Genomic DNA, 19060 nt, shown 5'->3' with positions numbered 1-19060 from the left:
TGGACGTGGGTCGGCGCTCCTTACAAGGGTTCCGGAAGGGCCGACCGCGCCGCCCTCGGTCGGACTCCCCGACGAACCGACCGTTCCCCGGACGAGCCGCGAAAGCGATATAAAAAGCTTAACACCGGCCGCCGACCTACTTCGCTACATGACCGACAACTCCGCCGGGTGTTCCGGCGTGCGGGACGATTCGAGTCCCGCGGTTCGAGCCGACGGCGGCGAGGCGACGACGGATGCGGCAGAGAACGAGGCGCCGGAGAACGGCGAACACGTCGTCCACGACCTCGCCCCCGACTGCACGCTGACCGACGTGGAGACGGGCGCGTACTACCTCGCCGAGGTGAACGGCGTGGTCGACTACGGGGTCTTCGTCGACGTCTCCGAGGCGGTCTCGGGGCTGGTCCACGAGTCCTCGCTCGACGGCGATTACGCGGTCGGCGACGAGCTCGTCGTCGAGCTGACCGAAGTGAAGGAGAACGGCGACGTGGCCTTCGACGACGTCGACCTCGACGACTACCACACGGTCGCGGTCGCCCACGAGCCGACGATCACCCGCGTCCGCGGGCTCACCGCCGGCGACGAGGTCACCGTCGAGGGCGAGGTCGTGCAGGCCAAACAGACCGGCGGCCCGACGATATTCGCGGTCGCGGACGGCACCGGGATCGTCTCCTGTGCCGCCTTCGAGGAGGCGGGCGTCCGCGCGTACCCCGAGATCGAGGTCGGGCAGATGGTCCACGTCGCGGGCACCGTCGAGACGCGCGAGGACGCGATCCAGATCGAGGTCGACTCGCTGACGGGACTCGAGGGCGACCGCCGCGAGGAGGCCCGCGAGCGGTTCGAGGAGGCGCTCGACGAGCGCGCCGCCCCGGCCGACGTCGAGCCGCTCGTGGAGTGGGAGGCGTTCGAGCCGATCCACGAGGAGCTCCGCGAGGTCGCGCGGCTGCTCCGCCGCACGGTGCTCTCGGGTCGCCCCATCCGCGTGCGCCACCACGCGGACGGCGACGGCATGTGCGCCGCCATCCCGGTCCAGCTCGCGTTAGAGACGTTCGTCAGCGAGGTCCACGAGGACACCGACGCGCCGCGGCACCTGTTCAAGCGCCTGCCGAGCAAGGCCCCCTTCTACGAGATGGAGGACGTGACGCGCGACCTCAACTTCGCGCTGGAGGGGCAGGCCCGCCACGGCCAGAAGCTCCCGTTCCTGCTGATGTTGGACAACGGCTCCACCGAGGAGGACGTGCCCGCCTACGAGAACCTCGCGCACTACGACATCCCCATCGCCGTCGTCGACCACCACCACCCGGACCCGGAGGCGGTCGACCCCCTGCTTGACGCCCACGTCAACCCCTACACGCACGGCGAGGACTACCGCGTCACGACGGGCATGATGTGCGTCGAACTCGCCCGCCTCATCGACCCCTCGCTCACCGAGGAGCTCGAACACGTCCCCGCGGTCGCCGGGCTCTCGGACCGCTCGAAGGCCGAGGCGATGGACGACTACGTCGACCTGGCCGCCGAGGCGGGCTACGACCGCGACGACCTGCTGGACATCGGCGAGGCGCTCGACTACGCCGCCCACTGGCTCCGCTACTCCGAGGGCAAGACGCTCGTCAACGACGTGCTCAACGTCGGCTGCGACGACGAGGCCCGCCACGCGGAGCTGGTCGACTTCCTCGCGGAGCGCGCCGAACGCGACGTCGAAGAACAGCTCGACGCGGTCGAGGAACACGTCGAACACGAGCGGCTCGCGTCGGGAGCGCACCTCTACCGCATCGACCTCGACGAGTACGCCCACCGGTTCACCTACCCCGCGCCGGGCAAGACCACCGGCGAACTGCACGACACGAAGGTGCAGGAGACCGGCGACCCCGTCATCACCATCGGCTACGGGCCGGACTTCTCCGTCCTCCGCTCGGACGGCGTCCGCCTCGACATCCCGAACATGGTGACCGAGCTGAACGAGGAGCTGCCCGAGGCCGGCGTCTCGGGCGGCGGCCACCTCGTCGTCGGTTCGATCAAGTTCGTGAAGGGGCGCCGCCAACCCGTGATCGAGGCGCTCGTCGAGAAGATGGCCGACGCGGAGATCGACGAGGCGCTGTCGAGCACCATCGTCGGCGACGAGTAGGACGGTCGGACCCCGCGGTCCCGCCGCTATTTTTGTCCCGGTCGCGGCCGGTGGTTTTCTGTCCCGGTCGCGGCCGACTGGTCCTCGGTCAGCGGTCCGCGAACCGGACTCGCCGCCGCGCCAGCGTCCCCGCACCGCAGAGCGCGACGAGGACGCCCCCGAGCAGGGCGACCGGGAGCCGACGCGTTCCGCCGCTGGCGTCGGCCGCGATCACCTGCGCGAGGAAGTCGGCGACCGCCGGGTGTTCGACGGCGACGAGCACCTCGCGGTTGCGACCGGCCGCCGCGTCGTTCCAGTTGAGGCTCCCGATGACGGCGGTGTCGTCGATCACCAGTCCCTTCGCGTGGAGTTTGGCGTAGCGGCCGCGCCCGTCCGCCACGCCGGCGGCGACCCCCCGATCCGCGGAGAGGTGCTCGGCGAGCGCCGCGTTCTCCTCGCGGTCGTACCACGCGCCCGAGAGCAGCAGTCGCGTCTCGACGCCGCGGTCGGTCGCCCGGCCGAGCGCGCGGACGATCCGCTGGTCCCTGCCGCCGGTCCGCGGGACGACGCCGAGCACGCGCTCGTCGGCCGCATCGACCCTGGCGACGACGCGGTCCTCGGCGTTGCCCGGCGCAGTCAGCACCTCAATGCGGGCGTCCGCGAACGTCGCCGGGTCGAAGCGTGCCGGGTACGATCCCGACGCCGGGCCGTCCCCGTGGAAGCTCGCGTTCGCGGCGAACCGCCCCCACGGCCGCGCGTCGACCGCGGTGGCGTCGCGCTCGAATAGCGCCGCGAGTTCGTCCGCGGTTTTGCGGTCCCGGAGCGTGACGCCCCAGCCGCGGCTCCCGGCTCCGCCGGTGCCCGCGGGCTTCCAGTTCTCGGTCAACACCACTGCCCGGTCGTCGGCGACGGCGTACTTGGCGTGATGGAACGCGAACCGCGTCCGGGGACCGTCGAGGACCCGAACCTCGACGCCCGCGGCCGCGAGCCTGTCGAGGTGCGGTTCGCTCGCGGCGGGGAAGCCGCCCACGGGGGACCCCTCGAGCAGCAACCGGGCGTCGGCGCCGCGCTCCGCGGCCGCCACCAGCGCGTCCGTCACGCGCGCCGAGTCGAAGGTGTACGCCGCGACGTAGAGGCGGTCCTCGGCGTCAACAAGCGGGGCGACCGGCTCCTCGGGGGCGTCGGGGAGCACGAACGCCGTTCCGTTCGTCGACCCGGTCGAGACCGGCTCGCGCGGCCGGAATCCGTAGGGTCGCCAACCCGGATCGTCGGGATCGCTCGGCTCGGCATGCGCGCTCGCGGCCGCGTGGTCGGCGTCCGAACGCGACCACGACCGGTTCCAGACCGCGGCCTCGCGGGCGCGCTCGTAGGCGACCGCGTCCACGGTCTCCGTGCCGTGCCTGAGGGCGATCCGGTCGCCGGCGGCGGACAGCGGGAACGGCTCCGGAAGCCGATAGACGCGGCGGTCGACGTGGTCGCTCGCGATGGCCGGCTCACGCGAGAGCGCGACGCGGCCGGTCACGCCCGCCGGGAGCGGCGTCTCGTGGTAGCCGTCCGAGAGGCTCCAGTTGCCGGGGCGTGGAAGGTCGACGATCAGGTACTCGCCGGCGTTCCCGTCCGCGACCGGGTTCGGATAGAGCTCGCGGACGGTCGCCGTCTCGGGCGCGGCGGGCGCGCCGGCTGCTGCAGGGGATTCCTGACGAGGCTCCGCGGCGCCCGGTGCGGTGGCTCCGCCGGTCGCGAGCAGGGTCGCGACCAGCACCGCGACGGCAGCGGCCACGCGCAGCGCCGCGGCTCCCCGGGCGCGGTCGGGCGCGGAGTCGGGACGCTCGAACCGCTCGCTCTCGTCCGGCAGACGCACGGGGGGTCTGGCGCGGCTTCGTTCAAAAGGGCCCGGGTCGGAAACGCGACGGAGAGGGATCGTAGCCGGGTGAAGGGAACGGAAGGGAAGAGAGGTGAGAAAACGGACGGAAAGATGAGAGGAATCGCGCGGGGTTCGGCGCCGCTCAGGCCGGCTGTGCGGCCTCGTCGAGCGCGTCGGCGGCCTTCTCGGCCTCCGTCTGGACGATGAAGACGCGTTCGTCGGCGTACTCCGCGGCGGCCTCCAGCGCCTCGCGGGTGCCGATCTGGCGGAGCGCCCACGCGGCCGCGGCGCGCACGTCGTCGGAGTCGTCCTCGGCGAGCGCGTCCGCGAGGGGGTCGACCGCGCGCGCGTCCCCGATGAGCCCGAGCGCGCGGGCGGCGTACGGGCGGACGTTGTCGTCCTCCATCTCCAGCTTGTTCGCGAGCGGCTGGACCGCCTCCGCGGCCCCGATCTCGCCGAGCGCCTTGAACGTCACCTTCTGGAGCTGCGGGTTGGAGTCCTCGTCGACGTACTCGACGAGCGTCTCCGTCGCCTCCTCGGCGGCCATCTTGCCGAGGATGCGGATCGCGGGCTGGTCGCGCTTCCCGGCGCGGTCGAGCATCTGGTCGACGGCCTCCTCGGTGGCGGCGCGCTTGCCCATCCGCTGGAGCGACTCCAGACAGTGCCGCTCCATGAACTCGGACTGCAGCGAGTTCAGCGCCAGCAGCACCATGTCCGTGTTGCCCTCGCGCTCGTGGACCTTCAGCGCCGACCACTCCGGCGGGTAGTCCTTGTAGTGGCCGAGCACGTCGTAGTAGCCCTGCGCCATCAGCTGCTCGTTCGTCTCCAGGTCGTCCCACTCCTCGGCCTCGTCGAGCCCGGCTTCGAGGGCGTCCGTCGCCTCGACGAGGGCCGCGATCGTCTCCGCATCGTCGTCGGGGTCGAGGTCGGCGTCGTCGACCGCCTCCGCGAGCGAGTCGAGCGCGAGCGTCAGCGCCTCGACCTCGTCGTCCTCGAGTTCGACCTCCACGCCGAGCTCGTCGCCGACGGTCGCCGCGAACGCCTCGACCGCGTCGGCGGCGTCACCGAGGCCGTCCGCGGTCCACTCGGTGCTCTCGACCGTCTCGACCGCCGCCTCGACGTCCGCGACCACGTCCTCGGCGTAGGGGCCGCGGGCGTCCTCGAGGTCGCTCCGGAGGTCCTCGACGCGCGACTCCAGGTCGGCGCGCGGGTCCTCGGCGTCCTCGTCGTCCTCGTCCGGCTCGGGGAGGTCCGCCTCCTCGATACCGGCCTCGGCGTCGTCGATCAGCGCCTCGACGTCGTCGAGGTCCGCCTCGGTCTCCGCCTCGTCGAGTCGTTCGGCGATCTCGTCGAGGTACTCGTTCAGGGACTCTTCGGTGACCTCGTCGGGGAGCGCCGGGGCGGTCGCCTCCTCGGCGTCCGCGTCCGCAGCGCCGTCCTCCGCCGCCTCCTCGGGCGCGTCGGCCGCCTCGTCGTCGCCGTTGCTCATATGCTCGATTCTCCGTGCGAAGCCCATAAGGACGTTTCCCTTCGCCCGCGCGACCGGGCGTGACCGAGAACACGACCGCATCTCACAGCGCTCCCCAGTACGCCTGTATCCGGGCGTAGACCGCGCCGACACCGTCCTCGGCGATCCACGCCTCCGCCTCGGCGGGGGTCAGCGAGAAGGTCGCGGCGGCCTCCGCGGCCACCCATTCTCGGTCGAGAGCCTCCGGGTCCACGTCGAGCCCGTCGGTCGATGCTGCGCCCTCGAACAGCTCGTCGCGCGTCGGTGGGTCCACCGTGGTCATTCGATCCGCTCCGTGGGCTCCATCGTGTCCGTCCGGACCGCCGGTCGCCAACGATTAAGCCCTGCCGGCCGACGTCGAGCGCATGACTGCGTCCGCGGATGCGACCGACGACGCCGTCGTCGCCGTCCCCCAGACCGACGTCGACGACCTCGACCCCGAGTCGAACCGCCGGCGGATCGCCGACCGCGTCGCGGCGCTCCCTGCCGACGTCGACCTCGCCGTGTTCCCGGAGTACGCGCTCACGGGATTCGTCCCCGACGAGCGCGTCCACGAGGCGGCGCTGGAGCGGGAAACCGCGGTCCACTGGCTCCGCGAGGTCGCACGCGAGGAAGGGACCGCCCTCGTCGCGGGCTTTCTGGAGCGGGACACGGACGGGCGGACGTACAACGCGGTCGCGCACGTCCCGCCGGCGAGCACGAGGGACTCCGCCGGCGATGCGGCCGGCGACGCGGCCGACGAGACGGCGGTCTACCGCAAGCGGCACCTCCGGGGCGCGGAGGCGGACCTGTTGACCGCGGGCGAGGAGCGCGTCGTCGTCGAGACCGCCGCCGGCGCGACCGCGCTGTTGACCTGCTACGACCTGAATTTCGTCGCGGAGAGCGCGGCGCTGACCGAGGAGCGCGTCGACGCGCTCGCGGTGCCGGCCGCGTGGCCCGCCGCCTACTCCGAGAACTGGCGCCTGCTCCTGCGCGCTCGCGCGCTCGACGGCGTCCGGTGGGTGGTCGGCGCCGGGCGGACCGGTTCCCGCGACGTGGCGGGCGCGCCCGCGACCGAGTACGCGGGCCGCTCCGCGGTCGTCCGCCCGGACGGCGTCGTCCACCGCTCGCTCGCGCGCGGCGAGCGCGACCTCGTGGCGACGCTGGACGAGGACCTCCTCCGCGAACAGCGCGCGTTCGTCGGGTCGGTCTGATGCGCCACTGTTTCCGCTTTTCTGAAACAGAAGTTTCTGAACCGCGAACTTCTCTTTCGTAGTAAGGAATCTTTAAGTGCAATGCCGCCGAACGATGAAACGTCATGAGCACCCAGAAGCACGCACGCCAGCAGTACGGCGACGTCGAGGAGAGCGAGGCCCTGCGCATCCCCGAGGAGAAGGCCGAGCAGCTGATCGACGCGCTCAACTCCGACCTCGCGTCGACGTACGTCCTCTACCACCAGATCAAGAAGCACCACTGGATCGTCGAGGGCGCGGAGTTCCACGACCTGCACGTCTACCTCGGCGAGGTCGCCGCGGACCTCGAAGAGGGCGCGGACGTGCTCGCGGAGCGCGCGCAGGCGCTCGGCGGCGTCCCCCTCTCCGGCGGCGCCAACTTCGAGGAGCACGCGACGGTGACCCCCGAGGACAAGGACGCCTACGACATCCGCACCTCGCTGGAGCACGACCTCGAGATGTTCGGCGACATCACGGAGTCGCTGCGCGAGCACATCCGCCTCGCCAACAACCTCGGCGACTACAACACCGAGGAGCAGCTCCGCGAGATCCTCGAGGACGTCGAGGAACACGGCCACCACATCGAGCACTACCTCGAGGACGACACGCTCGTCACCGAGGGCTCGATGGAGTAGGGGGTACCGTTCCGAGACGCGTCCGGCCGCGGTCGAACGCTCGCGTTTTCGACGCGTTCCTCGACAGTTCTTCGAACTTTTGACGGTCGTCCCCGGGCGATCAGAGGACTGTTTCGGGAGCGACCGCGTCGTGTTCCAACAGTTCGCTGTCGAACGTCACGAGCGTGAGGTCGTTCCGCTTCGCCAGAGTGGCGATGATCGCGTCCATCGTGTACAGCCAGGTTTCGTTCTGGTAGTTGTTCGCCGCCATCATGTCGCCGGCATCGGGGATCAACAGTCCAACCGTCCCGGGAATCTTGGCGACGATCTCTCGGACGCGGTCCGCTTCCTGACGCTTCTTTTTCACCAACACGGACCGGAGTTCCATGAGGTTCAGAATCGTCGTATAGAGCTCGTGCTCGGAGTCAAGCAATTCGGTCGCGATCTCTCCGCGCCCCGGTTCATCGACCAAGTTCGAGACAAAAATATTCGTGTCGACCAGCAGCTCCATCCTACTGCTCTCGGAGTTCGCGAACAGCTTTCACGGAGTCCACCTCGACATCGGCGAATTCACCACGAAGTGCCGTCCCGAGCGGCACGTCGTCGTCCACCTCCTCCACGTCGACGCCGAACAACTCCGCCAGATCGGTCGCGCGTATGCTCATATGCCACCTTACGAGATGGCGTGCAATAAGCCCACCTGCTACCGATGAACGTTCTCGCGTACCGATACTCACGGGGACCCCACTCCGTGGTTTCAGGCCGATCACGTCAAGGAAAATTCAAGACCCATGCTCCGAAGCCGGAGCGAAAACGGAATCACTCGTCGAGATCGACGGTGTAGTCCGTCGCTATCCAGCCGTCGGGGTTGTCCCGCTCGGAGAAGACCGTCCGGTCGGGACTGGTGCAGGCGGTAGTGATCTCCGGCAGTTCCTCGTCGCGGTCCTCGGAGTCCGTCGTCGGTGCGTCCGCGGTCGGCATTACCGGTGGCTCGGGGAGGGACGGACATATAGGTTTTGGTGTGCCTAAACCCTCGGCGCTCAGAACGACCCATCCGGGATCGGCGGCTGTGCCCCCGCCGCCGGCTCCACGATACGGGCAATCGGCGAGGCGGATCGCAGGGCCTTACGTCGTGGCCCTCGTCTCCCCCACCATGACCGACTCGCTGTTCTCCCCGATGACGATCCGGGACACGGAGATCCGCAACCGCGTGATGATGTCGCCGATGTGTCAGTACTCCGCCGAGGAGGGGCTCGCCACCGACTGGCACCGCGTCCACCTCGGCTCGCGGGCCGTCGGCGGCGCGGGGCTGGTGATGGCCGAGGCGACCGCGGTCGAGCCCCGCGGCCGGATTACGCCGGAGGACCTCGGCATCTGGTCGGACGAGCACGCCGAGGCGCTGGCCCCCATCGCGGAGTTCGTCGCCGAGCAGGGCGCCACGCCCGCGATCCAGCTCGCCCACGCCGGCCGGAAGGCGTCCACGACGCGGCCGTGGGACGAGGGCGGCCCGCTCCAGCCCGATGAGGGCGGCTGGGAGACCATCGCGCCGAGCGACGTGCCGTACCCCTTCGAGAACCCGCCGAAGACGCGGCGGATGACGAAGGGGGACATCGACGACGTGATCGAGGCGTTCGCCGACGCGGCCGAGCGCGCGCTCGACGCCGGCTTCGAGGTCGCCGAGGTCCACGCCGCCCACGGCTACCTCCTCCACGAGTTCCTCTCGCCGGTCGCCAACGAGCGCGACGACGAGTACGGCGGCAGCTTCGAGAACCGCACCCGGCTCGTCCGCGAGGTCGTCGAGGCGGTCCGCGAGGTCTGGCCCGACGACAAGCCGGTGTTCGTCCGCATTTCCGGGACCGACTGGATCGACGACCGCCCCTCGTGGGACCGCGAGCAGTCCGCGCGGCTCGGGCCCCTCCTTATCGAGGCCGGCGCCGACCTGATCGACGTCTCCTCGGGCGGCATCCACCGCGACCAGGACCTCCCGCACGCCGGCCCGAACTACCAGGTGCCGCTCGCCGAGGCCGTCCGCCGCGAGGGCGAGGTCCCCGTCGCCGCGGTCGGCAAGATCACCGAACCCGAACAGGCCGACGCGCTCGTGCGCAACGACCGTGCGGACCTGGTCGCGCTCGGCCGCGAACTCCTGCGGAACCCCTACTGGACGCTGGAGGCCGCCCACGAACTCGGCGTCGACGTCGAGTGGCCGCCGCAGTACCGCCGCGGCCGGTTCGAGTAGCTCGCCCGGCCCGTCGTCGGCCTCGTGCTCCCGCGAGCCGCCGTCGCCTCCGCGTCGCCTCCGCGTCGCCTCCGCGCCGCCTTTTGCCACGCCCTCCCACGGTTCGGGAACCCTTTTGTGTCCGACCCTCGCCATCCGCGTATGGTCGAGTACCGTCCATTCCCCGAGTCGCGCGAGGACGAGTTCCGCGCGTTCACCCGGTACGCCTTCTCGCCCGAACGCGGTCCCTACGACCCCGAAGAAGCGGACGAGCGGGAGTCCCTCGCCGCCGGTCGCGGGCTGTTCGACGGCGACGAACCGCTCGCGGTCTGTGGCCACCACGAGTTCGACCTCCGGATCCGCGGGGCCGACCGGCGCGTCGCCGGCCTCTCGGCGGTCGCGTGCCCGCCCGAGCACCGCCGCCGCGGGCTGGTTCGGCACCTCCTCCGCGAGTCGCTGGCCGAACACCGCGACGACGGCATCGCCGTCTCCGCGCTGTGGCCCTTCGAGTACGGCTTCTACCGGCGGTTCGGCTGGGCGACCGCGAGCCGGTACACCCACCTGATCGCTCCGCCGGAGGAGCTGTCGTTCGCGGTCGAGGCGATCGACCCCGACGCCGGCCGGTTCCGACGGTTGGGCCCCGACGACCACGCCGCGGTCGCGAAACTGTTGGAGCGGGTCGCGGAGCGCTACGACCTCACGATGGCGCGCTCCGCGGCGTGGTGGGAACACCGGAGCCTCCGCAGTTGGCAGACGGACCCGTTCGTCTACGGCTACGAGCGCGACGGGGAGCTCCGCGGGCTGCTCTCGTACACCTTCTCCGAGGGCGAGGGGAAAAACGAGCGCACGATGACCGTCTCGGACGCCATCGCGGTCGACGAGACCGCGTGGCTCCACCTGCTCCGGTTCTGTCGCAACCACGACTCGCAGGCCGGCGAGGTCCGGATCCGCGCGCCGCCGGACGCGGACGTGCTCGACCGCGTCGACGACCCGCGAGCGGTCACGCAGGCCGAGAAGACCGGGCCGATGGTCAGGCTGGTCGACGTGCCCGACGCGCTCGAGCGCCTGCCGTCGCCGGAGGGCCGAGAGGGGTCGTCCGCCGGGCCCGTCGATCCCTTCGTCCTCGCGGTCGAGGATCCGCTCGTCCCGTGGAACGAGGGCCGGTTCACGGTCCGGACCGACGCGGCGGGCGGCGAGGTGACGGCGACGCCGACCGACGAATCGGGGGCCGGGGACGCGGCCGAGGACGCCGGCTCGCTACCCACCGTCGCGGTCGACGTGGGGACGCTCTCGCAGCTCTACGTGGGCTACCTGTCGGTCGGGGAGGCGACGCGGCTCGACCGGCTCGATCCGGGGACGGCGCGGCCGGCGCTGGAGCGGCTGTTCCCGCCGCGGCCGACGTTCCTCCGCGAGGGCTTTTGAGCGGCCGCGGGCGTCGCTCCGGGAGCAGCCACTCCGCGGTTCAGATCCGCATATCCAGAACACCCCCGGTCAGCGGCGCTCGACGCGGAGCAGCGTGCCGCCGATGACGGCGAGCAGCAGCGCGCCGATGGGGAGGGGGATCCCGGGGATCCCGCGCGTCACGAGCAGGTAGGTGGCGACGAGCAGCACCGCGCCGGCCGCCGTCAGCAGCGCGCCGATGGCGCGGACCGGGTCGACCGGCCCGGACTCGACGTACTCCTCCTCGAGGTAGTAGGCGATCGAGACGAGGACCGCGGCCCCGATCAGCGCGGCGCCGGCCGCCCACGTCAGGTACGCGCCGTAGACGACCTGGCCGCTCTGGTTGGTCACCGCCTCGGCGATGGACAAAAGGAAAAAGCTCCGTCCGCCCACGTCGAAGCCGAGCAGGTACTGCACCTCGGCGAAGGGAAAGCGGAGGTAGAACAGGTAGCCCGGCACCTGCTCGCTCGCCACGGTGACGTTCCAGGGGATCAGCGCGGCGAGCCACGCGGACAGCACCGCGAGTTCGCCCGCGTACTCGGATCGGACCCAGACCATACCGGACCCGCTCCCGGCGTCGTCTTAAAAGTCTCCGTCCGGAGCGCGTGGTCGCGGGGGTTCCCGCCGGAGTCGTGGCCGCGACAGGGGTGTCCGTCGCAGCGGTGCCCGTCGCGGTGCTGCCCGTCGCAGCGATGCCCGTCGCAGCCGTGGTCGGCGGCAGACCCTCGCGCCGGCGTTACGTTCATACCCGCGCACGTCCAAGAGTCAGGTACCTGATGCGGCGGGACTATTTCGATCTGTCGGTGGAGCGCGTCGAGGGGGCTGTCGACCCCGGAAAGCCGCTGGTGCGCATCGACTTCCACGGCCCCGAGGGACTCCTTCGCGACCGGCTCTCGGACGTGGAGGGCGACCTGCTCGCGGCCGAGGAGACCGACGTGGCGTTCCGGCTCCAGGACTCACTGGGCGACCCGGACCCGGCCGGCGTCGTCGCCGTGACGAACCGCGTCACCGGCGACTTCGTGCTCGAACTCAACGAGGACGCCGACGACGTGCTCGACTTCATCGGCGCCGCCCGGGCGTACGGCGACGCCGCCGACGACGACGGCGGCTACCGCGTGATCATCACCGTCGACGGCGAGGAGCTCGTCACCTACGACAAGCGCACGCTCCTCGTGTACGACGCCGAGGGGAACCTGCTCCGCTCCGAGAGCCTGATCCCGTCCGGCGTCGAGCTGTAGCTCGGCTCACACGTCCCCCCGATCTCGGCCGGACGCCTCCGCCCGCAACGCCGGAACGTCCGAACCGAACGCCCTATTACCGCCCCGCGACCTACCCGCGTCCGTGCGAAACGTCACCGACCGGCTGTCGAACCCCTTCGGCATGAGCCCGCCCTGCGAGCAGTTCGTCCCGGGGTACGGCGACGCCAACGCCGACTTCCACGTCGTCGGCGACCATCCCGGCGTCCACGGCGGCCTCGACCGCGGCGTCCCCTTCACCGGCGAGCCGTGGTCGGCGGCGTTCCTCGAGGCGCTCCGCGAGGGTGGCCTGCTGGCGAACACGGACCAAGACTCGGTCGCCGGGACCGAACCGACCGAGCGCGAACCGGACGCCCCGGAGCCCGCCGCGGACGGCTCGGGCGACGCGGCCCCGTTCGCGGTCGCGAAGACGTTCCTCTCGTATCGCCACATGTGTCTCCCCGAGGACGGCGACCCGACCGCGGACGCCTACGACGACATGGAGCGGTTCTTCGACGCGGAGCTCCGCGCGATCGCGGCCCACGTCCTCCTCCCGGTCGGCGCCCGGGCCACCGCGCACGTCCTCGAGACGTACACGGCGCAGGCGCACAAGACCGCGGTCGACATGGACGCGCTTCACGGCACCGAGATCCGCGGCTCCGGCTTTCTGGTCGTCCCGATAAAGGAGCCCGCCGACTGGACCGGCGACGACGCCGACCGACTCGTCGAGGGGCTGCGGACGCTCCAGCGGACCGACTACCGACGGGAGACGGACCTGGGGCGCTTCATCGCCGGGTCCGACCCGTACCTCGTGCGGTGAGGGAACGGACGCCGCGGCGTGCGCCCGTCCACTTTTCATGCTGCTGTCGGAGCGAGAGTTCGTAGATCGATCCGTCCTGACGGCACGCCATCCGTGAACCAAAAGAAACTCGCGATCGTGGTGGCCATATTTGACCCATCGTCAGCTATTTAGTTGACAACAGGCGAATAGTCGCTGACGCCCGACGGACCCCCGCACGGGCGTCGCCTGTGGACTAGTGCTCCCACAGTGGCTTGGTCAGTCGACGGCCCCTCCGGGGCCGTTTGCGGCGGGGTTTTCTGCAGGAGTTCACGACCGAAGGTAGCGGCCGATGTCCGCGAGGAACCAGACGCCGGCGACGAGCGGCGCGACCGCCAGCGCGAGCAGGTCCGCCGCGAGCGGCGCGGGGACGAACGGGCGGACCAGCGCCCAGCCGGCGGGAACGCCGACGCCGACCGGGTACAGCGTCGCGGCACCGCTCCCGAACCGCGCGACCGTTCCGCCGACGGCCGCGGGGAGCGCGACGAGGCCGACGCCGAGCGCCGCGCCGCCGAGCGACGCCGGCGTGACCGCACCCGCCGCGAGCGCCGCGGCGCCCCGGACCGCAGTCACCGGGTCCGGGAGCGGGGACGCGGCCGTCAGCGCGCCCGCGGGATCCGCGAGGACGGCGTCGAGGGCGCCGTTCGCCGCGTCCGGCGCCGTCGCAACGGCCGCCGAGAGGCCGACCGCGTAGACGACGAGCGCCGCCGCCGAGAGGGTCCAGCCGCGGCGCAGTCCCCGCTTCCGCGACGCGTGCCCGGAGCGGTCGGCGGCGGAACTCGCTCCGCGCTCGGCGGTCGACCCCGCGCGCTCCGCGGTGCCGGTCGACCCGGAGGCGTTCGTTCTCGAGGCCCCGGACCCGGTGCGGGAAGCGCCTCGCGACGATCCCTCGTTCGAGCCGGTCGACTGCGACGCCTCTCCGGTCGGCCCGGAACCGGTCGCAGTTTCGGTCGCCGACGTATCGGTCGCGGACGCACCGGTCGCGGACTCGTCGGTCGCGGAATCGCTCGCCGCTGACCCCACGTCCGAGCGCCCGGCGTCGGTCCGGCTCTCGGCCTCGTCCGCCGTCCCGTCGCGCGCGTCGGCCGTCTCGCCGCCGCCCGCTCCGTCACCGCCCGCCCCGTCACCGCCGGCGTCCGCGTCGCTCGGTCGGCTCAGCGTCGGGAGCCCGTCGAGATGCTGGCTCACGTAGTCCTGATGGCCGAGTCGGTCGTAGCGGCTCCGCTCCTTGGGGTCGGTCAGCGTCTCACGCGCGCGATTCAGCGTCGCGAACTGGTCGCGGGCCCGCGGGTCGTCGTTCACGTCCGGGTGGTAAGTGCGCGCCTTCTCGCGATAGGCGCGCTTGATCTCGGAGGTGTCCGCGTCCCGGTCCACCTCCAGCAGGTCGTAGAAGTCCGCGGGCATGCGACCGGCCGCTAGACCGTCCCTCGGTTAATAGCTACCGGCACGGAGTCGGGGAGGTGCCGCTCGCGGCCGACCGCGCCCTCAGACCTCGCCCGCCACGAGCGCGTCGACGTACTGCCCGACGTGGTCGTCCATCCGGCGCTTGAAGCCGGCCTGCCGGGCCAGCCGGTCGAGTTCGCGCGCGACGTACGTGCCGTACTGCACCGCCTTCTTGTCGGCGGTGCGGACTGACTCGGGAACCGCCCCGCGGGCGGCCCGACGGAGCGCGACCTTCCGCTCGTCTGGCGTCGCGAGCAGGTCGCCCGGCAGTTCCAGCGCCGCCGCGACCACGCGGTCGTCGAGGAACGGCGCGACCGGTTCGACGCCCGCGGCGCGCAGCGCCAGCACGTCACGCTCCAGCTGTGCCGGGAGCGTCAGCATCGTCTCGCGGCGCGCGCCGCGGACGGTGTCGGCGTCGACGCGGTGGTCCGCGGCCGGCTCGACCACCTTGCTGTAGCCGCCGAACAGCTCGTCGGCCCCCTGCCCGACGACGAGGCGCTCGAACCCGTCCGCGGCGACCGCCTCCGCGGTCAGGTACAGCGGGAGCGCGATGTTCAGGTCCATCGCGTTCGACCGGCCGGTCGCGGCGACCAGCTCGGGCACCGCGCGCTCGAGGTCGGCGTGGGTTAACTCGACGACGCGGAGCTCCCGGTCCATTTCTGCGGCCGCCTCGCGTGCGGCCGAGAGGTCGTGGCTCCCCTCAAAACCGGCGACGTAACAGGGCGCGTCCGGGACGCCGGTCGCGGCCAGCGCGGAGTCGACGCCGCCCGAGAACGCGACCGCGGTCGCGCCGGCGTCGGCGTCCCCGACCGCTTCCACGGCCGCGGTGACCGCCTCCGTCACGGCGGCCTGGGCGGGCTCCGGGTCGGCCGCCGGCGGATCAGGGAGCGTCCACGCGGTCGTCCGCTCGCCCGAGGGCGAGGCGGTCGTTCCCGCGGGGAGCGCCTCCGGGTCGGTCAGGGTGGCGGGATCGAAGCTCCACGCCTCGCCCGCGGTCGGGTCGCTCGCGCCGCGCTCGACGAAGAGCGGTTGCCGTCCCAGCACGTCGCGGACGAGTCGGGGACCGCCACTGCCCTCGCGATTCATAAATGAGGCACCGCCCGCGGCCACGCGGCCCGCGAAGCCCGCGCCGCCGGGGAAGGGGTCGCGGTCGGCCAGCGCGCGGCGTACGGTCGCGGCGTCGGCGCCGCGGAGTCGGTCGCCGGTCGCGGGGTCGGCCGCGCCGCCGGCCGCGTCACCGGTCATCGAAGCCTGCCGAGGGTGCGGATCGCGCGCCGCTTGGCGCCGCCGGCGAACTGTCGGAGCGAGACGCGCCAGGGGGTCCGGTGGCCGAGGACGCTGGTCTTTCCCGCCGCGATGGCGTCGAGGATCGCCTCGCTGGTCCGCTCGTCGGCGTCGACCTCCGTGACGGCCTGACCGACCATCTCGGAGATGTGCGCGTCGCTGCCCGCGGTCATCGGGACGCCGTGTTCGACCGCGAACGCCTCCGCCTGCCTGTTCGACCGGCCGGTGAACAGCCGGGAGTTGTACACCTCGATGGCGTCGGCGCTCGCCAGTTGCGCGTCGGAGACGTGCGGCGCGACGCCGTGGCGCGTCTTCTGGAACGGGTGGGGGACGACGGCGATCCCGCCCTGCTCGCGGATGCGGTCGAGCGTCTCGTCGAAGGGGAGCCCGGCCGGGATCAGCTCATCGATCCCGAACGCGAGGACGTGGCCCGCTGCGCTCGTCACCTCCATGCCGACGATGCCGACGAGCCCGTGGTCGGCCGCCAGCTCGGCGGCTTCCTTGCTGGCGTCGATCTCGTCGTGGTCGGTGACCGCGAGCGCGTCGAGCCCGACCGCGGCCGCCTGCTCGACGAGGAGTTCCACCGGATCGCGCCCGTCGTGGGACAGCTCGGAATGCGTGTGGAGCTCGACCGATAGCACGCCCCTGCGTTGGCGTGTGGCGTAAAAAAGCCCCGCGGTCCGGGCGGCGGTCGCCCGTCAGCCGCGCCCCACGGCGTGCGCGACGAGCCGAGACTCCGCCTTGCGGAGATGCTCGGCGACCGTCCCGGGCGCGCGGTCCAATTCGTCGGCCACGTCGGCCACGGTCGCCGCCCGTGGCTCCTCGTAATACCCGACCGCCCACGCGGTCGCGAGCGCCTCGCGCTGTCGCTCCGTGAGCCGGTCGACCGGCCGCGTGAGCGGGGCGTCCCCAGAGGTGACGCGTCTGACCTCTACGCCGACCGCGGGCGGGAGCCGGTCGACGATCCGGCTCAGGTCGTCGGTCGGTCCGACGAAGGTGATCGTCGCGGCGCGGTCGGTGCGGAAGACGACCGGTGGCACGACGACGACGGACTCGGCCGCGTGCGCGTCGACGATGTCGCGCTGGATCGGGCCGATCTCATCTTCCACGAACAGGAAGAACCCGCCGGATATCGGCCCCTCCGCCGTCGACGCGACGGAGACCGACCGCACCCCGTCAACCGCCTCGATGCGGTCGAGGTACGGCTCCCGCGGCCCGGCGACGCGGAACACCATGAGGTTGGTGCCGTCCCCCGTCTCGTTCCACTGCAGCAGGCGGGTCGGGCCGTAGCGGTCGTCCGCCGCCACGAACGCGTGCATGGGGTGGAGCGCGTGGTCGGCGAGGTCGAGTCGGAGGGTGAGCAGTCGCACGTCCGGCACGTCTTCACGGTAGTACTTGAAAGGACCTCACCTGAGAGGCAGAACGCTCCCCCGGACGGCGGCCGGAGATGCGACCACGAGACCGCCATGACGCCACCGCAGACGCACCCGAGACCGGACGTGGGGGACGGTTCGACCGACGCGAACGATGTCGCGACGGACGATGCGGGACCGGACGACGCGGGGCCCGGCGACGCGAGCCTCGCCGCGGGACGGGCGCCGACGGACGCGGCGGCCGCACTGTTGGATCCGCTCGCCATCAGCCGGGACGACCACCTGAACGCCCCCGCGTTCGTCGTCCGCGGGGACGAGGTGGCGGACGCGCTCGCGCTGCTCCGCGACCGCGCGGGGTTCGACCACTGCTCGTGTGTCACCGCCCAGCAGTACGCGTCGCGCTACGAGACGATCTACCACCTGCGGACGTACGACGACCCGACCGAGGAGGTGAGCGTGGTCGTGCCGGCCGCGACCGCGGACCCGGAGACGGAGAGCGGCGCGACGGCGTTCACCACCGCGAACTGGCACGAGCGCGAAGCGTACGACCTGCTCGGGATCCGGTACCGGGACCATCCGGACCTCCGGCGTATCCTGCTGCCGGAGACGTGGCAGGGGCATCCGCTCTCGCGGGACTACGACGGCGACCAGTCGCAGGTCGTCCCGCTCACGGAGAGCGAGCGGCTGCACGGGGACGCGCTCGACCCCGCCTCGACCGGGGGCGTCGGCTCGGACTCGACCGGAGGCGGGACGGAGACGATGATGATCAACCTCGGTCCGCACCACCCGGCGACTCACGGCGTGTTGCACCTGAAGGCGCTGCTGGACGGGGAGACGGTCGTCGACGTGGAGCCGGACATCGGCTACATCCACCGCTGCGAGGAGCAGATGGCCCAGCGCGGGACCTACCGTCGGCAGATCATGCCGTACCCGGACCGGTGGGACTGGGGCGGCGGCGGCCTCCTGAACGAGTGGGCGTACGCCCGCGCGGCCGAGGACCTCGCGGGCGTCGACGTGCCCGACTACGCGCAGGTCGTCCGGACGCTCGGCGCCGAGCTCTCCCGCGTGCTCTCGCACCTGCTCGCGGTCGGCACGTACGCGCTCGACGTGATCGGCGAGTTCACCGCCGCGTTCATGTACGCGATCCAGGAGCGCGAGCGCGTCCAGTCGCTGCTGGAGGACCTCACCGGCCAGCGCCTGATGTTCAACTACCTGCGGCTCGGGGGCGTCGTCTGGGACCTCCCGCAGCCGCGGGAGGAATGGCTGGACGACGTTCGGGAGTTCGCTGCCGAGCTCCCCGAGCGCGTCGCGGAGTTCCGGGACCTGCTGACGGGGAACGAGATCATCCAGCTCCGGACGGTCGACACCGGCGTCCTCCCCGCGGACGTAGCGCGGGACTACGGCTGCACCGGCCCGGTCGCCCGCGGTTCGGGGGTCGACTACGACCTGCGGCGCGACGACCCGTACGGCTGGTACGACGAGCTCGACTGGGGCGTGGTGACGCGGGAGGCGGGGGACAACTTCGCCCGGCTCTCGGTGCGGCTCGGCGAGCTGGAGGAGTCGGCCCGCATCCTGACCCAGTGTGCGGACCTCCTGGCCGACTGGCCGGCGGCCGACCGGACGGTCCAGAGCAACGTGCCGCGCACGCTTCGCCCGGACGCGGACGCCGAGATCTACCGGACGGTCGAGGCGGCCAAGGGGGAGCTCGGCGTGTACATCCGCTCCGACGGCACCGAGTCGCCGGCCCGGTTCAAGATCCGCGGCCCCTCCTTCTCGAACCTGCAGGCGCTCCCCGAGATGGCCCGCGGCGAGTCGGTCGCGGACCTGATCGCTACCGTCGGAAGCTTGGACACGATCATGGGCGAGGTCGACCGGTAGCGGGGCGAACCGACCACCGGCCGGTTTTTTCTCCCTCTCGCACCGATGAGCACGCGA

19 protein-coding genes are annotated in these 19060 nt (G+C 71.9%); 8 read left to right on the top strand and 11 right to left on the bottom strand.

Going from position 1 to position 19060, the window contains the following annotated elements; genetic code table 11:
- Positions 1–148 precede the first annotated feature (148 nt).
- Positions 149–2122, top strand: a complete 1974-nt coding sequence (locus ACZ432_RS12450; protein ID WP_426962109.1) for a DHH family phosphoesterase — start codon at positions 149–151, stop codon at positions 2120–2122.
- A gap of 88 nt (positions 2123–2210) precedes the next feature.
- Here the strand turns inward: ACZ432_RS12450 and ACZ432_RS12445 are convergent, their stop codons facing one another.
- From ACZ432_RS12445 to ACZ432_RS12435, 3 genes are all read right to left on the bottom strand, one after another.
- Positions 2211–3962 carry a phospholipase D-like domain-containing protein gene (locus ACZ432_RS12445; protein ID WP_426962110.1) on the bottom strand — a complete coding sequence of 584 codons (1752 nt, stop codon included), beginning with the start codon at positions 3960–3962 and terminating at the stop codon, positions 2211–2213.
- A gap of 145 nt (positions 3963–4107) precedes the next feature.
- Positions 4108–5454: a HEAT repeat domain-containing protein gene (locus ACZ432_RS12440; protein ID WP_426962111.1), complete on the bottom strand. Its 1347-nt coding sequence runs from the start codon at positions 5452–5454 to the stop codon at positions 4108–4110.
- Between the two features lie 82 nt (positions 5455–5536).
- The gene (locus ACZ432_RS12435; protein ID WP_426962112.1) at positions 5537–5755 is read right to left on the bottom strand and encodes a hypothetical protein; all 219 of its coding nucleotides are present in this window, start codon (positions 5753–5755) and stop codon (positions 5537–5539) included.
- Between the two features lie 82 nt (positions 5756–5837).
- Between ACZ432_RS12435 and ACZ432_RS12430 the strand changes: the two genes are divergently transcribed.
- Both ACZ432_RS12430 and dpsA read left to right on the top strand, forming a co-directional pair.
- A complete protein-coding gene (locus ACZ432_RS12430) occupies positions 5838–6665 on the top strand; it encodes a carbon-nitrogen hydrolase family protein (protein WP_426962113.1) in 828 nt (275 codons plus the stop codon).
- 104 nt (positions 6666–6769) lie between these two features.
- Positions 6770–7318: a DNA starvation/stationary phase protection protein DpsA gene (gene dpsA, locus ACZ432_RS12425; RefSeq protein ID WP_058365320.1), complete on the top strand. Its 549-nt coding sequence runs from the start codon at positions 6770–6772 to the stop codon at positions 7316–7318.
- A 100-nt stretch (positions 7319–7418) separates the two neighbouring features.
- Here dpsA and ACZ432_RS12420 read toward each other — a convergent pair whose 3' ends face one another.
- The 3 genes from ACZ432_RS12420 to ACZ432_RS12410 all read right to left on the bottom strand — a co-directional run bounded on the left by ACZ432_RS12420 (position 7419) and on the right by ACZ432_RS12410 (position 8278).
- The gene (locus ACZ432_RS12420) at positions 7419–7808 is read right to left on the bottom strand and encodes a type II toxin-antitoxin system VapC family toxin (RefSeq protein WP_426962114.1); all 390 of its coding nucleotides are present in this window, start codon (positions 7806–7808) and stop codon (positions 7419–7421) included.
- Position 7809: 1 nt separating this feature from the next.
- Positions 7810–7962 (bottom strand): hypothetical protein, encoded by a 153-nt coding sequence (locus ACZ432_RS12415; RefSeq protein WP_426962115.1) that lies wholly within the window; start codon positions 7960–7962, stop codon positions 7810–7812.
- 154 nt (positions 7963–8116) lie between these two features.
- On the bottom strand, positions 8117–8278 hold the full coding sequence (locus ACZ432_RS12410; protein WP_426962116.1) for a DUF7331 family protein: 162 nt from the start codon (positions 8276–8278) through the stop codon (positions 8117–8119).
- 172 nt (positions 8279–8450) lie between these two features.
- Between ACZ432_RS12410 and ACZ432_RS12405 the strand changes: the two genes are divergently transcribed.
- Both ACZ432_RS12405 and ACZ432_RS12400 read left to right on the top strand, forming a co-directional pair.
- On the top strand, positions 8451–9533 hold the full coding sequence (locus ACZ432_RS12405) for an NADH:flavin oxidoreductase/NADH oxidase (protein WP_426962117.1): 1083 nt from the start codon (positions 8451–8453) through the stop codon (positions 9531–9533).
- Positions 9534–9674: 141 nt separating this feature from the next.
- Positions 9675–10934: a GNAT family N-acetyltransferase gene (locus ACZ432_RS12400; RefSeq protein WP_426962118.1), complete on the top strand. Its 1260-nt coding sequence runs from the start codon at positions 9675–9677 to the stop codon at positions 10932–10934.
- A gap of 69 nt (positions 10935–11003) precedes the next feature.
- Here ACZ432_RS12400 and ACZ432_RS12395 read toward each other — a convergent pair whose 3' ends face one another.
- On the bottom strand, positions 11004–11510 hold the full coding sequence (locus ACZ432_RS12395; RefSeq protein ID WP_426962119.1) for a DUF7549 family protein: 507 nt from the start codon (positions 11508–11510) through the stop codon (positions 11004–11006).
- A gap of 218 nt (positions 11511–11728) precedes the next feature.
- On the opposite strand from ACZ432_RS12395, the gene ACZ432_RS12390 reads away from it, so the two are divergent.
- Both ACZ432_RS12390 and ACZ432_RS12385 read left to right on the top strand, forming a co-directional pair.
- Complete coding sequence (locus ACZ432_RS12390; protein ID WP_426962120.1) at positions 11729–12190, top strand: DUF5793 family protein; 462 nt, start codon at positions 11729–11731, stop codon at positions 12188–12190.
- Between the two features lie 103 nt (positions 12191–12293).
- Positions 12294–13007, top strand: a complete 714-nt coding sequence (locus ACZ432_RS12385; protein ID WP_058365325.1) for a uracil-DNA glycosylase family protein — start codon at positions 12294–12296, stop codon at positions 13005–13007.
- A 288-nt stretch (positions 13008–13295) separates the two neighbouring features.
- Here the strand turns inward: ACZ432_RS12385 and ACZ432_RS12380 are convergent, their stop codons facing one another.
- From ACZ432_RS12380 to ACZ432_RS12365, 4 genes are all read right to left on the bottom strand, one after another.
- Entirely contained in the window at positions 13296–14429 is a 1134-nt protein-coding gene (locus ACZ432_RS12380; RefSeq protein WP_426962121.1) for a DnaJ domain-containing protein, read from the bottom strand.
- An 81-nt stretch (positions 14430–14510) separates the two neighbouring features.
- The gene (locus ACZ432_RS12375; protein WP_426962122.1) at positions 14511–15713 is read right to left on the bottom strand and encodes an asparagine synthase C-terminal domain-containing protein; all 1203 of its coding nucleotides are present in this window, start codon (positions 15711–15713) and stop codon (positions 14511–14513) included.
- Positions 15710–16393 (bottom strand): PHP domain-containing protein, encoded by a 684-nt coding sequence (locus ACZ432_RS12370; RefSeq protein ID WP_426962123.1) that lies wholly within the window; start codon positions 16391–16393, stop codon positions 15710–15712. The genes ACZ432_RS12375 and ACZ432_RS12370 overlap by 4 nt, the downstream gene beginning before the upstream one ends.
- Before the next feature lie 57 nt (positions 16394–16450).
- Positions 16451–17122, bottom strand: a complete 672-nt coding sequence (locus ACZ432_RS12365; protein WP_426962124.1) for a helix-turn-helix domain-containing protein — start codon at positions 17120–17122, stop codon at positions 16451–16453.
- Positions 17123–17218: 96 nt separating this feature from the next.
- Here ACZ432_RS12365 and ACZ432_RS12360 point away from each other — a divergent pair, with 96 nt between their 5' ends.
- Complete coding sequence (locus tag ACZ432_RS12360) at positions 17219–19003, top strand: NADH-quinone oxidoreductase subunit D (RefSeq protein WP_426962125.1); 1785 nt, start codon at positions 17219–17221, stop codon at positions 19001–19003.
- Positions 19004–19060: the final 57 nt, after the last annotated feature.

Source organism: Haloparvum alkalitolerans (genome assembly GCF_055381565.1).
This window is presented reverse-complemented; position numbering and strand designations above follow the sequence as displayed.

Excerpts from the sequence above, each read along its gene's own strand:
- ACZ432_RS12450 (WP_426962109.1), top strand. The coding sequence starts at position 149 with ATGACCGACAACTCCGCCGGGTGTTCCGGCGTGCGGGACGATTCGAGT.
- ACZ432_RS12440 (WP_426962111.1), bottom strand. The coding sequence starts at position 5,454 with ATGAGCAACGGCGACGACGAGGCGGCCGACGCGCCCGAGGAGGCGGCG.
- ACZ432_RS12435 (WP_426962112.1), bottom strand. The coding sequence starts at position 5,755 with ATGACCACGGTGGACCCACCGACGCGCGACGAGCTGTTCGAGGGCGCA.
- ACZ432_RS12430 (WP_426962113.1), top strand. The coding sequence starts at position 5,838 with ATGACTGCGTCCGCGGATGCGACCGACGACGCCGTCGTCGCCGTCCCC.
- dpsA (WP_058365320.1), top strand. The coding sequence starts at position 6,770 with ATGAGCACCCAGAAGCACGCACGCCAGCAGTACGGCGACGTCGAGGAG.
- ACZ432_RS12420 (WP_426962114.1), bottom strand. The coding sequence starts at position 7,808 with ATGGAGCTGCTGGTCGACACGAATATTTTTGTCTCGAACTTGGTCGAT.
- ACZ432_RS12415 (WP_426962115.1), bottom strand. The coding sequence starts at position 7,962 with ATGAGCATACGCGCGACCGATCTGGCGGAGTTGTTCGGCGTCGACGTG.
- ACZ432_RS12410 (WP_426962116.1), bottom strand. The coding sequence starts at position 8,278 with ATGCCGACCGCGGACGCACCGACGACGGACTCCGAGGACCGCGACGAG.
- ACZ432_RS12405 (WP_426962117.1), top strand. The coding sequence starts at position 8,451 with ATGACCGACTCGCTGTTCTCCCCGATGACGATCCGGGACACGGAGATC.
- ACZ432_RS12400 (WP_426962118.1), top strand. The coding sequence starts at position 9,675 with ATGGTCGAGTACCGTCCATTCCCCGAGTCGCGCGAGGACGAGTTCCGC.
- ACZ432_RS12395 (WP_426962119.1), bottom strand. The coding sequence starts at position 11,510 with ATGGTCTGGGTCCGATCCGAGTACGCGGGCGAACTCGCGGTGCTGTCC.
- ACZ432_RS12390 (WP_426962120.1), top strand. The coding sequence starts at position 11,729 with ATGCGGCGGGACTATTTCGATCTGTCGGTGGAGCGCGTCGAGGGGGCT.
- ACZ432_RS12380 (WP_426962121.1), bottom strand. The coding sequence starts at position 14,429 with ATGCCCGCGGACTTCTACGACCTGCTGGAGGTGGACCGGGACGCGGAC.
- ACZ432_RS12375 (WP_426962122.1), bottom strand. The coding sequence starts at position 15,713 with ATGACCGGTGACGCGGCCGGCGGCGCGGCCGACCCCGCGACCGGCGAC.
- ACZ432_RS12360 (WP_426962125.1), top strand. The coding sequence starts at position 17,219 with ATGACGCCACCGCAGACGCACCCGAGACCGGACGTGGGGGACGGTTCG.